Annotated in this window: 10 protein-coding genes and 2 pseudogenes; 4 read left to right on the forward strand and 8 right to left on the reverse strand. The window is 71.8% G+C overall.

The window, feature by feature from the left end:
• Positions 1-158 precede the first annotated feature (158 nt).
• Positions 159-911, forward strand: a complete 753-nt coding sequence (locus tag ACR5MH_RS06905; protein WP_431349354.1) for an SbcC/MukB-like Walker B domain-containing protein — start codon at positions 159-161, stop codon at positions 909-911.
• A gap of 27 nt (positions 912-938) precedes the next feature.
• On the opposite strand, the gene ACR5MH_RS06910 is transcribed toward ACR5MH_RS06905, so the two are convergent.
• Entirely contained in the window at positions 939-1,457 is a 519-nt protein-coding gene (locus ACR5MH_RS06910) for an isochorismatase family protein (protein WP_433862439.1), read from the reverse strand.
• Between the two features lie 76 nt (positions 1,458-1,533).
• On the opposite strand from ACR5MH_RS06910, the gene ACR5MH_RS06915 reads away from it, so the two are divergent.
• Positions 1,534-2,673, forward strand: a complete 1,140-nt coding sequence (locus tag ACR5MH_RS06915) for an ROK family protein (protein WP_431346586.1) — start codon at positions 1,534-1,536, stop codon at positions 2,671-2,673.
• 11 nt (positions 2,674-2,684) lie between these two features.
• On the opposite strand, the gene ACR5MH_RS06920 is transcribed toward ACR5MH_RS06915, so the two are convergent.
• The 5 genes and pseudogenes from ACR5MH_RS06920 to ACR5MH_RS06940 form a co-directional block, all read right to left on the reverse strand.
• Entirely contained in the window at positions 2,685-3,167 is a 483-nt protein-coding gene (locus ACR5MH_RS06920; protein ID WP_431346587.1) for a hypothetical protein, read from the reverse strand.
• On the reverse strand, positions 3,167-4,363 hold the full coding sequence (locus tag ACR5MH_RS06925) for an ROK family transcriptional regulator (protein ID WP_433862440.1): 1,197 nt from the start codon (positions 4,361-4,363) through the stop codon (positions 3,167-3,169). Before ACR5MH_RS06925 ends, ACR5MH_RS06920 begins: the two co-directional genes overlap by 1 nt.
• 172 nt (positions 4,364-4,535) lie before the next feature.
• A pseudogene (locus ACR5MH_RS06930) lies at positions 4,536-5,987 on the reverse strand (UPF0182 family protein); the annotation flags it as partial.
• Positions 5,888-7,504, reverse strand: coding sequence for a UPF0182 family protein (locus ACR5MH_RS06935; protein ID WP_433862441.1), 1,617 nt, complete (start codon positions 7,502-7,504; stop codon positions 5,888-5,890). The pseudogene ACR5MH_RS06930 and the gene ACR5MH_RS06935, both read right to left, overlap by 100 nt.
• Before the next feature lie 121 nt (positions 7,505-7,625).
• Positions 7,626-8,759 carry a YlbL family protein gene (locus ACR5MH_RS06940; protein WP_433862442.1) on the reverse strand — a complete coding sequence of 378 codons (1,134 nt, stop codon included), beginning with the start codon at positions 8,757-8,759 and terminating at the stop codon, positions 7,626-7,628.
• Between the two features lie 159 nt (positions 8,760-8,918).
• Here ACR5MH_RS06940 and ACR5MH_RS06945 point away from each other — a divergent pair, with 159 nt between their 5' ends.
• Together ACR5MH_RS06945 and ACR5MH_RS06950 are read left to right on the forward strand one after the other, a co-directional pair.
• Positions 8,919-10,262 (forward strand): zinc-dependent metalloprotease, encoded by a 1,344-nt coding sequence (locus ACR5MH_RS06945; RefSeq protein WP_431346588.1) that lies wholly within the window; start codon positions 8,919-8,921, stop codon positions 10,260-10,262.
• A gap of 170 nt (positions 10,263-10,432) precedes the next feature.
• Positions 10,433-11,353 carry a TOMM precursor leader peptide-binding protein gene (locus ACR5MH_RS06950; RefSeq protein WP_431346589.1) on the forward strand — a complete coding sequence of 307 codons (921 nt, stop codon included), beginning with the start codon at positions 10,433-10,435 and terminating at the stop codon, positions 11,351-11,353.
• A 19-nt stretch (positions 11,354-11,372) separates the two neighbouring features.
• Here ACR5MH_RS06950 and ACR5MH_RS06955 read toward each other — a convergent pair.
• Both ACR5MH_RS06955 and nudC read right to left on the reverse strand, forming a co-directional pair.
• Positions 11,373-12,949 (reverse strand): annotated as a pseudogene (locus ACR5MH_RS06955) (ATP-dependent helicase); the annotation flags it as partial.
• 7 nt (positions 12,950-12,956) lie between these two features.
• Positions 12,957-13,976 carry an NAD(+) diphosphatase gene (gene nudC, locus ACR5MH_RS06960; protein WP_431346590.1) on the reverse strand — a complete coding sequence of 340 codons (1,020 nt, stop codon included), beginning with the start codon at positions 13,974-13,976 and terminating at the stop codon, positions 12,957-12,959.
• Positions 13,977-14,035 lie beyond the last annotated feature (59 nt).

A 14,035-nucleotide genomic window follows, 5' to 3' on the forward strand; every position in this document is an offset into this window, starting at 1 on the left:
TCCTCGTCACGTTCGAGCGCTACCGCGACCTCGACCCCGGCGCCGAGATCGACGCGAGCATCGACAGCCTGCCCGCCGTGCAGGCCATCCACCGGGTGCTCGTCGAGGACGACCTCCCGCGGGCGAAGGCCGACTGGCTGGTCAAGGCGGGCGCGAGCATGGGCGACAGCCTGCGCGCCCTCCTCACCCAGATCGAGGAGGACGGTCACGCGATCCGTCGCGGCGTCCGCCCGATCTCGAGCGCGCTGCGCGGCATCGAGTTCCGGGAGGGGTCGACGCTCGACATCGACCCGCGGCCGGTGTCGAACAGCGACCTCCACGAGTTCACGCGCACGCTGCGCAAGCACACCGCGGCCGCGAGCGGGACCAGCACGAGGGACGCCGCAGCGATCGAGCGCGACTTCCTCGACCTCCGCCGCGACCTGTCCCGCCTCGAGGAACGCTCGCGTGCCGGTGAGGCCTGGCGACGGCGTGTGCTCGACGCCCGGGAGCACTACCAGTTCCGCGCGATCGAGACCCGCGCCGACGGCGCCCAGATCGTCCACGAGGGCGTCGCGGGCAAGTCCGGCGGCGAGGGCCAGGAGCTCATCGCCTTCGTGCTGGGAGCGGCGCTGCGGTACCGGCTCGGCGACGGGACGGACGCGACCCCCACCTACGCCCCGATCATCCTCGACGAGGGCTTCGTGAAGGCGGACAACGAGTACACCGGGCGTGCACTGGCGGCGTTCCGCGGGCTCGGCTTCCAGCTCATCGTCGGCGCCCCGCGCGACAAGGTGAACGCGTTCGAGGAGCATGTGGAGTCGGTGGCGTACGTCACGGGCGACCCGGCCCGGCCCGGACTGTCGCGGATCTACTCGCTCAGCATCCGGGAGGCGCTGGAGGGCGAACGGATCGGAGCACTCCAGGCATAAGGGCGCGTCGGCCCTCTCCGCCCGGCTCTAGCCGAACGTCACCTCGTCCAGTTCCAGCACCTCCACGCCGGCCGCGATGAGGTCGAGCGTGACCCGCTCCACGATGTCGGCCGCCGGCTCGCCGTCGGCGTAGGTCGTGTGCGCGCCCGCAGGGACGATCACGTCGAACCCGCGTTCCAGCGCGCCCACCGCGGTCGCCTGCACGCAGTACTCGCTCTGCAGTCCCGCGACGACGAGGGTGTCCACACCCATCGCACGCAGCACGTCCGCGAGCGCCGGGTTGGACTCGAAGGCGTTCGGGACGTCCTTGCGCACCACCGGCTCTCCGGGCAACGGCGCGAAGACCAGCTCCCAGCCCGGCGAGTTCGGCTCGTCGGGGTCGCCGCGGCGTCCGTCGTTCTTGACGTGGACGATCGCGGCGTCCGCGTCCCGCGCCGCGTCCAGCAGCTCGGCGAGCGCGCCCCGGAAGTCCGCGGCGCCCTCGACGGCGCTCTCGCCCTCCAGCATGTTCTTCTGGACGTCGACGAGGATGAGGCCATATCCCATGCGTTCCATCATGCGCCGCATTCGCTATGGTCGTAAACCGGGGCCACCACGACAGACGCGCGCCGCGAGGAGGACTGTGCCTGACGATCACGGCAAGGCGACGCAGTCCGCCGTGCGCGAGCGCAACCTGACCAGCGCGCTGCAGCTCGTGCTCTCCGGGGAGGGCCTGGCCACTCGGGCGAGCATCGCGCGCCGCACGGGCCTGACGTCGGCGACCGTGTCGTCGCTCCTCTCCGGCCTGATCGCCGACGGCCTGGTCGTGGAGGGCAGCCTCGCCGAGAGCACCGGCGGCAAGCGCGCGACCACACTGCGCGTCGACGCCTCCGGCAACGTGCTGCTGTCGGTGATCGTCCAGCCCGGGCTCGTCCGCGGGGCCGTGGTCGACCTCCTCGGCGACGTGGTGCAGTCCGTCGCCCACCGCACCGCCGCGACTGCGACGGTGGAGGACGTGCGCTCGATCGTCCGGCGCCTCGCCGGGGCGACGACGGCCCGCGTGGTCGCCGTGGCGGTCCAGGTACCCGGCATCGTGGACGCCGACCTGATCCGCGAGAGCGTGCAGCTCGGCTGGGTCGACGTCGACCTCGGCCGCGAGCTCGCCGCCGTCGTCTCCGCCCCCGTGCACCTGGTCAACGACGCCGACGCGGAGGCCATCGCCGACTACGCGATCTCCGAGGAGTTCGGCGCCAACCAGCTCTTCGTCTCGCTCAGCACCGGCGTGGGCGCGGCGGTCATCGTCGACGGCGACGTTCTCGCCGGGGCGACCCACCGCGCGGGCGAGATCGGCCACGTGCCCGTGCTGTTCGGCGAGGACGCGCCGCTGTGCGCCTGCGGCAACCGCGGCTGCCTGGAGGAGGTGGTCTCGGTGACCAGCCTCCTCGGCCTCCCGCACGGCGCCGACCTGGAGGCGGTCGACGTCGCCGCGCTCGCCGCCCTCCCGCAGTCCCGCGAGCGCATCGCCGCCGGCGCCCGCGCGCTGGCCCGGGCGCTGCTGATGGTGGGCGCCGCCCTCGACGTGCCGAACGTCGTCCTCGGCGGAGCCGCCCCCAAACTCGGTCCGGACTTCATCGGCCACGTGCGCGCCGAGGCGGCCCGCCACCCGGTCCGCGCCGCGATGCCGCTCAGCTTCCGCTACGCGAAGACCGCCCAGGAGCAGCCCTTCCGCGGGGCCGCGCAGTACGCGCTGCAGGCGACGCTCGGGGTGAGCTGGGCGCGGTGAGGACGGCCTCTTCAGCCCGCGTCGCCCGCGCAGAGCAGGGAGACCAGCGCGGCCCCCTGTGCCCGCGAATGCCCGCCGGTCGAGATATCCGCATACCCCGGCACCACCATCGCCCCCATCTCCACGACCAGCACTCGCGCGCCCAGCGTACGCACCGCGTCCACGACGGCGCGCTGCCAGGGCATCGCCCCGAGCCCGGCGCCGAGGACGATCACCGGCGCTCCCGTCGCCAGCACAGGCTCGGGCGGGTCGTGCCTGTCCACGTCGATGACCGGGTTCCGCGACCAGAGCGCGTCCTCCCGGGAGCCCGGCTCCGTCCACGCCTCGGCCAGCGTGTACCAGCGCGGGACGCCGAGGCGCTCGTTGTCGAGGCTGGCCAGGCGGACCACTGTGCATCGCGTCCGGAAGGCCGCGAGCCCCTCGCGGACGCCGGCCGCGAAGCGGAAGCCGGTCAGGTCGGCCGGCGCCGTGCGGGTGTCCGCGATCAGGGTCATCAGGAGACCCCGAGCTGGGCCGACAGGACCATGACCACGCAGCCGCGGAGGACGATGTCTCGGCCCTGGCTGGTCATCCCGATGGTGACGTCCGAGTGGAAGCCGGCCATCGTGCGGTTCTGCAGCGTCTCGCGCACCGCGTCGAGGAGCGTCCCGGCGAGCAGCTCGTCGGGGCCGCTCAGGACCACCTCCGACAGGTTGAGCGCTCCGACGATGGGGGCGAGGGCGACGCCGAGCCGCTGGCCCGCCTGGCGGAGCACCGGCTCGACCGGGTCGCCCGCGGCCGTGGCCGCGGCCGCTTTCGCCTCCAGTCGCGGGACCGCCAGCCAGGCCTCCAGGCACTTCTCGCGGTCGTACGGTCCCTGGGCGCCGTCGTCGGTGCCGACCATCACCTGGCCGATCTCGCCCGCGGCGAAGCGGCTGCCGAACACCAGCGCGCCCGCGACCAGGAGGCCGGAGCCGACGCCGTGGCCGACCTTCACCAGCATCATGTCGCCCTGCGCGTCGGCGAAGCCGTGCTCCGCGAGCACGGCGACGTTGGCGTCGTTCGCGACGAAGACCGCCAGGCCCGTGCGCTCGGCGAGGCGACGCTGAAGCGGCTCGTCGGTCCAGCCGAGGTTGGGCGCGGCGACGACGGTCCCCGTCGCGTCGACGATGCCGGGAGAGCCGACGCCGACGCCGAGGATGGGCGCGGTCGCCGCAGCGACCAGCTCGTCCACCAGCGCGAGCACCTTCGCGACGGCCTCCTCGCCCCGGCTGCCGGCCAGCTCGACCTCGGCCGAGCGCAGCACCGCGCCGTCGATGTCGAGCACCGCGCCGCGGAACACCGCGTGCTCGCTGAGGTCGACGCCGACGATCTGGGTGGCGGCGCGGTTCACGTCGAGCAGCACGGCCGGCTTGCCCGGGCGGGCGTCGTCGCGCTGACCGACCTCGACCACGAGGCCTTCGGCGATCAGTTCGCCGACCAGGTCGGAGATCGTGACGCGCGTGAGGCCGGTCTCCCTGGCCAGGTCGGCGCGGCTCGCCCGCCCGTCCCGGTAGAGCGACTGCAGCACCAGCGAACGGTTGTGGGTGCGGGCGTGCTCGGGAAGGACCTTCGTGCGCGGACGGAGCGCACGGCCGGGGACCATCGCGCCGTCGACGCCCACCGGGCGCCGATCGGAGTTGACGGAACGCCGTGCTTCACCGATGAGCATGTTTGTTAGTAAAGTAGACAATCAAAGTCTGCGCAAGGCCTCGGCTCTGAAATACCGGCAATGCTGCGAAGATTCGCACGCCGCGAAGACGCACTTCGTACAGCCTCTGAGCATACGGAACGACCCGCACCCCCAACGGATGCGGGTCGCTCGCGTCACGCGCCCGGGCGGACTACTTCGACGGCTTCGGGGACGGTGTCTGCGTCGGCTTCGGGGTCGGGGTCGGGGTCGTGACGGTGCCGGAGCCGCCCTCGGCCGCCAGGGCCTGCTGGAGCGCCTGCTGCAGGCGTGCGTCCGCGGCGCCGTAGGCAGCCCAGTCGCCGGCCTTGAGCGCCGTCTGGCGGTCAGCCAGCGCCTGCTTCGCCTGCTGCAGCGCCTGCTGGAGGGCGGCGTTGTTCACCGACCCGGTTCCGGGGCTGGTGCCGCTCGATCCGCCCCCGGACGATCCGCCACCACCCGTCGTCGGGATGTTGTTGTCACCTGCGCTCGCTCCCGAGTCACCGCCGAACAGCGCGTCCAAGGCCTGATCGAGCGTGTCCTCGAACGCGATCTTGTCCCCGAAGGCGACGAGCACCTTCTGCAGGATCGGGTAGCTCGTCTCCCCCGTCGACTTCACGTAGACCGGTTGGACATAGAGCAGGCCGCCGCCGACCGGCAGCGTCAGCAGGTTGCCGTTGATCACGTCGGTCTTGCCCTGCCTGAGCAGGTTGAGCTCCTGCGAGACGGTCGGGTCGGAGTTGAAGTTGTTCTGCACCTGACCCGGCCCGGGTATGTTGTCGCTCGACGGCAACGACAGGAGTCTGAGCTTGCCGTACCCGGACGCCACCTGCCCCTTCCTCGAGCCCGCGTCCGCATCGACCGCCAAGTAGCCCTTCAGCACCGAGCGGCTGGACTCGCTCGAGGCTTGCGGGATGAAGGTCGAGTAGAGCGAGAACGACGGGGTCTCCTGCCCCGGCATCTGCAGCGTCAGATAGTACGGCGGCTGCAATGTCGGGTCGGACGGAGACGACGTGGGGTCGTTCGGCGTCGTCCAGGCGTCGTCGCGGGAGTAGAAGGAGCCCGCGTCGGTCACGTGGTACTGCCCGAGCACCGAGCGCTGGACCTTGAACAGGTCGGACGGGTAGCGGACGTGGCTCAGGAGTTGGGCGCTCATGTCGCTGACCGGCTTGACCGTCGTCGGGAAGACCTTCTCCCACGTCTTGAGCACCGGGTCGTTCGCATCCCACGCGTAGAGCTGCACGGAGCCGTCGTAGGCGTCGACCGTGGCCTTGACCGAGTTGCGGATGTAGTTGATGTCATCGAAGGCGTAGGCCGGCTTCGGCGTCTCGGTGTCCGCGATGGCGTCGCTCAGGCTCCCGACATGCGAGTACGGATACTGGTCGCTCGTCGTGTACCCGTCGATGACCCACTTGATGCGCCCGTCGATCACGGCCGGGTAGGCCTGGGAGTCGAGCGTGAGGTACGGCGCGACCTTCTGGACGCGCTTGATCGGGTCGCGGTCGTAGAGGATCTGCGAGTCGCTGTTCACGGCGTCGGAGAGCACGATCTGCTCGTCCTGGAACTTGAGGGCGTAGACCAGTCGCTTGAACACGTTGTCGAGCTTCGGGCCGCCGTTCCCGCTGAACGTCGTGTAGGTCTGCTGCGCATTGTCGGCGCCGCCCGGGTAGTCGAGCTCGACCGACTTGGAGCCCTGGGGGCGCCGACGATGGAGTACGTGGGCGACTGCTGCCCGAAGTAGACGCGCGGCTCGTACTGGCCGAGCGTTCCGGTGCTGGGGATGCCGGACTCCAGGAACACCGGCTGGCCGTCGCTCGAACGCTGGTTGCCGTAGGCGGCGACCATCCCGTAGCCGTGCGTGTAGACGACCGTGTCGTTGAACCAGCTCCGGCTGGTGAGACCGGACTGGTTGAGCTCGCGCACCGAGACCACGGCGTCCTGCTCGTTGCCGTTGATCTGGTAGCGGTCGACGTTGAGGTTGCGCGGGAACGCGTAGTACTGCCGGAACTGCTGCAGCTGCTGGAACGACGGGCTGATGACCGCGGGGTCCATGATGCGGATCTGCGCGGTGGTCTGGGCGTCCTGCCGCAGCGCGCCCGGCTGGGCATTCGTAGTGGCGTCGTAGGGGATGACGTCGATGTTGCTCAGCCCGTAGGCGTCCCGCGTGGCATCGATCGAGCGCTGGATGTACGGCGTCTCCAGCGTCTTCTGGCTGGGGTCGACCTGGAAGCGCTGCACGATCCACGGGTAGATCGCGCCGACCACGAGGGCCGCGACGATGAGCAGCGCGGTGCCGACGAGCGGGAAGCGCCAGCGCCCGATGAACGCGGTCGCGAAGAACATGATGGCGACGAGCACGGCGATCCCCGCGAGCACGGCACGGGCGGGGATGGTCGCGTTGACGTCGGTGTAGGCGGCGCCGTTGACCATGTCGTTGACGTTCGAGTCGGTGACGGCGGCATAGCGGTCGAGCCAGATGCTGATCCCCTGCAGCAGCAGGTAGAGACCCGCGATGACCGAGATCTGGACGCGCGCGGCCTTCGAGATGCGCACCTCGCGGCCGCTGACCCGGATGGAGCCGTACAGGTAGCAGGTGGCGAGGGTGGCCAGCAGCGCGATGAGCACGACGGCCGAGGCGAAGCCCACGGCGCTGCGGTAGAACGGCAGCGCGAAGAGGTAGAAGCCGATGTCGAGGTGGAACAGCGGGTCGGTCTTGCCGTACGACGTGCCGTTGATCCACATCGCCGCGGCCTGCCAGCGGCTGGCCGCCGAGACGCCGGCGAAGATGCCGAAGACGATCGGGATGCCGTACATCGCCAGCCGCCGCAGCGGCTCGATGACCTGCTGGTAGCGGTCGAGCTGCGTGTTGAGCTTCGCGTAGACCGGGCGCAGCCGGTAGGCGAGCTGGATGGACAGCCAGAGCGGGATGGCCATCGCGAAGAACCCGATGAAGAACATCGCCGCGCCGGCGAACCACTGCGTCGTCAGGACGTTGAGGTACCCGAGCTGCTGGTACCAGAGGACATCGGCGTACAGCCCTGCGAAGACGAAGAACAGGATCACCAGCGCCACGACCACCCCGAGTGTGATCCAGATGGCGGCCCGGCGACGGCCTGGGGGTCGAACTGCGGCGGTTGAACTCACGTGTGGGCCCTCGTGCTCCTCGTGGGGTGACTCAGAGGTCCATCCTAGGCGGGCGTCGCTTGGAGAATGCTGCGGCCCCCCAGTGAACAGCCGGGATGCGCGCCGAGCGTGCGATCGACGGTCAGGACGCCGGGCAGGTCGGCAGCTTCGCGGTGCTGGACCCGCTGCTGACCGCCTGGAGCACCGCGAGCGAGTCCTTCAGCGTCTTCACCGCGAACACGTGCAGTCCCGCGGGGATGTGGCCGGTGACCTCGTCGCAGTTCGACGCGGGCGCGAGGAAGTAGCTCGCTCCCCCGGTGTCGCGAGCGGCGAACATCTTCTGCCGGATGCCGCCGATCGCGCCGATCGCGCCGGCGTTGTCGATCGTGCCGGTGCCCGCGACCTTCCTGCCGCCGTTGAGCTGGTCCGGCGTGAGCTTGTCGATGATCCCGAGCGCGAACATCTGCCCCGCGCTCGGGCCGCCCACGTTGTTGAGCTGGATGTTCACGTCGAACGGGAAGGTGTAGTCCATCCCGGCCCCGATCCCGAGCACGACCTGGCCCTGCGTGGTCTCCGGCGTGATGGAGACCGTGGAGGCCGCGCCGTCGCGTACGATCCCGATCTCCGCCGCCCTGCCTGCGCCGTTGGCGTTGACCGCCTTGCGGAGAGCCGCGACGCTCTCGATGGTCTCCCCGTTGACGCTGGTGATCTCGTCGCCGACCTTCAGCACCGCCGCCGCGGGGGTCTTCGGGAGGATCTGCTTGACCGCGACAGCCTGCGGGAAGTGGTAGCCGAGCTGGTTGAGCGCCGCCGCGATCGCGTCCTGCTGCGAGTCGACCATCAAGGCTGCGTTCGCGGCGTTGGACTGTTCGGTGGTCGTCCCGGGCGGGAACACCTCGTCCATCGGCGTCACCGCGCGGCTCGGGTCGAACCAGGCCTGGATGATGTTCAGCCAGCTCGGGCTCTGGTCGGGGTTGCCGACCACCGACACGGTGAGGAGGTCGAGGGAGCCGCCGGTCGGGTAGGTGGTCTTGCCCGGGATGCTGATCAGCGGCTTGGCGTCGCCCGACGACGCGGTCCCGACGGCCTGGTCGGTGCCGAGCGTGTTGTAGACCGGGCCGGGCTGCTCGATCACGAACGGCGCGGGCGCGAGCGCCAGGACGAGGGCGAGCGCCACGGCGACGGCGATGGCCACCCAGCCGACGATCGTCCTGCGCGACGGCGCGACCCGCTCGCGGTCGGGCGCGGGTCGGTCGTCGTCGGTGAACAGGGTCACGCGCTGTCCCTTCGGTCGTGTTCGCCACGGGCGCACCGCCCACGACATCGCCCGAGCCGATTCTCACCCGGCTCGCGGTGATCTCGGGCTAGCGTAGAGGCCAAGCCTGGAAAGCCGTAATCGCACGGCCGGTACCACTCGAGACGAGGAGCACGCCAGATGTCCGACGATCCGAACAAGGAACCGGACGACGAGTTCCGGGACATGTTGCGGGAGTTCCTGTCGGGTGACTCCTCCATCGATCCGAGCCAGCTCGCGGGCGCCGCCGGCCTCCCGAACGACCCGGCCGCCATCCAGCAGCTCCTCGGTCAGCTCCAGAACGCGCTGATGAATCCCGGAGGCGGCATCAACTGGGACCTGGCCTCCCAGCAGGCGCGCACCCTCGCCTCCGAAGGCGCCCATGCGGTGACCCCGGCCGAGCGCTCGGCGCTCGGCCAGGCCTTCCACGTCGCCGCCCTCTGGCTCGACGAGGCCACCACGGTCGCGGGGCTGTCGACGCAGCCGGAGCTCATCGGCCGCGCGGAGTGGGCGCGCCAGACCATGCCGCTCTGGACCCAGCTCGCCGAGCCGGTCGCGCTCAGCATCTCGGACGCGCTCACCCGCGTTCTCACCGAGCAGGCGCCCGAGGAGATGCAGGGCATGATCCAGAACGCCGGCCAGGTCATGCGCTCGGTCGGGGGTGCGCTTTTCGCCATGCAGCTCGGTCAGGTGGTCGGGCAGCTCGCGAAAGAGGTCGTCTCCGGAGGCGACATCGGCATCCCGCTGCTCGCCGACGGCAGCGCGGCGCTCATCCCGCAGAACGTGGCCGAGTTCGGCGACGGGCTCGACATCCCCACCGACCAGGTGCAGCTGTACCTCGCGGTGCGGGAGCTCGCACACGCGCGCCTGTTCCGGCACGCGAAGTGGCTGCGGCTCCAGCTCATCACGCAGATCACCGCGTTCGCGCGCGGCATCACGATCGACACCGACCGGCTCGAGTCGCTCGCCGAGAGCTTCGACCCGTCCAACCCCGAGGAGCTGCGCGAGGCGATGGTCTCCGGCGCGCTCATCCCGCCGAAGACCGAGGAGCAGCAGGAGGCCCTCGGCCGCCTGGAGACGGTGCTCGCGCTGGTCGAGGGCTGGGTCGACGTGGTCACCGCCGGCGCCACCCGGCTGCTGCCGAAAGCGGACGCGATCGCCGAGACGGTGCGCCGCCGGCGCGCTGCGGGAGGGCCGGCGGAGTCGGCCTTCGCAACGCTGGTCGGGCTCGAGCTGCGGCCACGCCGCCTCCGCGACGCCGCCGCCCTGTGGCAGGCCGTGACCGACGCCGTGGGCCAGGAGGCGCGCGACCGGCTGTGGTCGCACCCCGACCTGCTCCCCCAGGCGGCGGACCTGGACGACCCGTCCCGCCTGGTCGCCCGGCTGACCGCCGCGGCCACCGGCGAGGAGCCGGAGCGCGACGAGCTGGACCAGGCCATCGAGGATCTGCTGCGCGGCGACGGCGACCGACCCGCCGAGGACTGAACGCCGGCCTTCCGCAACAGGGGTCGCGACGCGCCGCTGCGCCCACGCGATGACGGCGTGCTGCGACCCGCTCCGCGGGTCGGGCGGGCGCTGCCTGTGGATGACGCGCGTTGCTCGCGAGAGCTGTGGATAACTGCTTCGTGGCGGTCTCGCCACGGCAGGATGGCGGGATGGTCCACCAGCTCGATCCCACGGTCCCCCGCGTATGGCGCTCGCCGCGCGCCCTCCAGTTCGGCGTCGAACGGCCGCTGCTGATCCTCGACCCGGTCGGCGTGGCGGAGGAACGGATGATCTCCGCGCTCGCGGCCGGGGCGACGCTCGGCGCGCTGCGGATGATCGCCCGCGGCGCCGGAGCGGGCCCGGCCGCGGTCGACGTCCTGCTCGCACGGCTGAAACCGGTGCTGGAATCGTCACCTGACGCGGAGCCCGGCGACGCGCCGGTCGTGGTCCTCGACGGAACCGGCCCCACGGCCGCCCGCATCCTCGCCCTGTTGCGAGAGGCCGGCGTCGATGTGCGCAGCGGTCTCGCCGCCGACGACCCCGCGGTCGACCTCGCGACGGCCGCAGTGGTGGTGGGCGCGTTCGCGATCGCCCCGCACCGCCACCAGCGCTGGCTGCGCCGGGACATCCCGCACCTGGCGGTGGTGTTCGGCGACGGCGGCGTGACCGTGGGGCCGTTCGTGCGACCCGGCGAGGGCGCCTGCCTGCGCTGCGTCGACCTCCATCGCCGGGACGCCGACCCCGCCTGGCCGGCGCTCGCGGCGCAGCTCCACACCCGGCCCCTGCCCGGCGAGACGGAACTGATCTGCGGAGCGGCGGCGTCCGCCGCAGCGGGCGCTGTCGTCGCCCTGCTGCGCGGCGCGCCAGAACGCTCCGACGCCGCGTCGCGTTACGACGCGGCCACCGCGCGCTGGTCGGAGCGGCGCTGGGAGCCGCATCCCGAGTGCGGCTGCCTCAGTCCGCTCGCCGCGCCGCCGTCCGCACCGGCGCCAGCTCGGCCAGGAACCGCGAGGCTTTGCGCGACACCGGCCGCCCCGGCTGGCTTCCCCGCTGCGCCCAGCTCAGCCGCAGCCGGTGCCGTGCGCGCGTGACGCCCACGTAGAGCAGGCGGCGCTCCTCGTCGATCTGCTCGAAGCTGGCGGCGTAGCTGATCGGCACCAGACCCTCGGACAGCCCGACGATGTAGACGGCGTCCCACTCCAGGCCCTTCGCCGCGTGCAGCGTCGCCAGCGTCACGGCGGACATGGTCGGCTCGTGCTGGCCGGCCTGACGGGCCATCAGCTCGTCGGTGAAGCGCCGGAAGGTCGCACCCTCCGGCATCTCGTCGACCAGGCCCATGATCGCGTTGAGGGACTCCCAGCGCTCGCGCACGGCGCCGCGGCCCTCCGGAGGCCGCACCGACCAGCCGAGCGTGCGCAGCACGTCGCTCACCGACTTGAACAGCGGCTCGTCGGTCGCCGCGACACTCGCCGCGCGCAGCGTCATGACCGCCTGACGCACCTCCGGGAGGTCGAAGAAGCGCTTGGACCCGCGAAGCTGGTAGCTGATCCCGAGGTCGCCGAGCGCCTGCTCCAGCGCAGCGGCCTGAACGTTCACGCGGTAGAGCACCGCGATGCTCTCGGGCTTGGCGCCCGCTGCGAGCTGCGCTGCGATGCTCTCGGCGACGGCGCGCGCCTCGGCCCGGTCGTCGTCGAACACGGCGGGCGGCGGGACCTCGTCTCCCGCCCGCGCCTCGTGGACGGCATGCAGCGTCAGCGCACCGGAGCGGCCGCGCATCAGCCGGTTGGCAGTGTCGATGACCGCAGGTGCCGAGCGGTAGTTCTGCTCCAGCCGCACGACCGTGGCGCCCGGATTCTCCCGCTCGAAGTCCAGCAGGTACTCGCTGCGCGCGCCCGCGAACGAGTAGATGGTCTGGCTGGCGTCGCCGACGACGCAGAGGTCGCGGCGGGTGCCGAGCCAGAGCCGGAGGAGCTGGTGCTGCAGCGGGGAGACGTCCTGGTACTCGTCCACGACGAAGTAGCGGTACTGCTCGCGCACCTGCATGGCGACCGACGGCTCGGTCTCGATCATCCCGGCGCAGACCAGCAGGACGTCCTCGAAGTCGATCTGCTTGCGCTCGTCCTTGAGCTCCTCGTAGGCGCGGTGGAAGTCCACGAGCTGCTCGACGGTCAGCGTGCCGGGCAGCGGTCGGGAGGCCAGCGCCGCGGCGTACTCCTCCAGCCCCATGCTGGAGACCTTGCGCCACTCGATCTCGGCGGCGACGTCACGGAGGGTCGCGGTGTCCACGCGCAGCCCGAGCTTCTCGGCAGCGTGCCCGAGCACGCGGCCCTTGCCGTCGAGCACGCTCGGGAGCTGACCGCCGACGACCTGCGGCCAGAAGTAGTTGAGCTGCGCCAGCGCCGCGGAGTGGAATGTGCGGGCGGACACTCCCCCGCGCCGAGCTGGCGCAGCCGGCCGCGGAGCTCGGCGGCGGCCCGGTTGGTGAACGTCAGCGCCATCACCCGGTTCGGGGTGAACGCGCCGGAGGCGACGCCGTACGCGATCCGGTGGGTGATCGCTCGGGTCTTGCCCGTGCCGGCGCCCGCCAGCACGCAGACCGGCCCGAAAAGGGCCTCGGCGGCCACGCGCTGCTGCGCGTCGAGGCCAGCCAGCAGGCTGTCGGGGCCCGACGCCGCCACGGTGCTCACGCTGCGCTCACAGCGCGGGAGGCTCGTCGAGCGGGCCGCCGTACCAGTCCTCGATCAGCGCGCGGGCGATGGAGGACCGCCCGGGCAGGATGATCTGCTCGCGCGCCTCCCACAACTCATCGCGGCTGAACCAGCGGAGGTCCAGGATCTCCTCGCCGTCCGGCGCGAGAGCGGCCGGGGGCTGGTCGTCGGCCAGGCGCGCCGTCATGCCGACCATGACAGAGGCCGGGAACGGCCACGGCTGCGAGCCCTTGTACCGGGCGTCCGTGACCCGGACGCCGGCCTCCTCGAAGATCTCCCGCTCGACGGCGGACTCGAACGACTCCCCCGGTTCGACGAACCCGGCCAGCAGCGAGTAGCGGGAGTGCTCCCACATGGCGTTCGAGCCCAGCAGCAGCCGGTCGTCGGCGTCGAGCACCGTGACGATGACCGCGGGGTCGGTGCGCGGGAAGACCTCGGAGCCGTCCTCGAAGCAGCGCCGCACCCAGCCGGCCTGCTCGACCATGGTCGGCGTGCCGCACCGCGGGCAGTGGCTGTGCGAGGCGTGCCAGTTGGCGATCGCCAGGGCCTCGGTGAAGAGCCCGGCGTCGCGATCGCTCAGGGCGGTGGCGACGGTGCGGAGGTTCCCCCAGCGCGCCTCGTCGGGCTCCAACTCGGTGGCGGCGGCGTCGGTGAGCACCTCCAGCACGACCGCAGACCCGGCCGGCTGGCCTGGGATGTCCACGAGCGTGCGGCCGAGGTAGACGCGGAGGAGCGCGGCCGTGACCCGGTCCACCGGGAGCAGGTCGAGCTCTGCGGGCCCGGCGTCGGGCGCGCTCCAGCCGTCGGACGCGGGCGTCGCGGCGGGCACGCTCTCCGGGGTCAGCAACGCCCTGCCCTTCCACAGCGGGAGCACCAGGGTCGTCGGCTCCTCCGACAGCTCGTCGAACAGCGCCGGCCGGGAGCGGGCGGCGTGATCGCGGTCGATCGCGTGGCGCGAGAGCGGGAGCGCGGCGAGCGGCAGCGCGGACGTCGATGCGGGCGACATCGGGATCCCTTCGAGGCGTGGAGAAGATGCAAGGCGTGGCGGAACTGCCCACGCGCGGA

It is taken from the genome of Streptomyces sp. L7, assembly GCF_050990935.1.
Classification (GTDB): Bacteria; Actinomycetota; Actinomycetes; order Actinomycetales; family Microbacteriaceae; genus Leifsonia.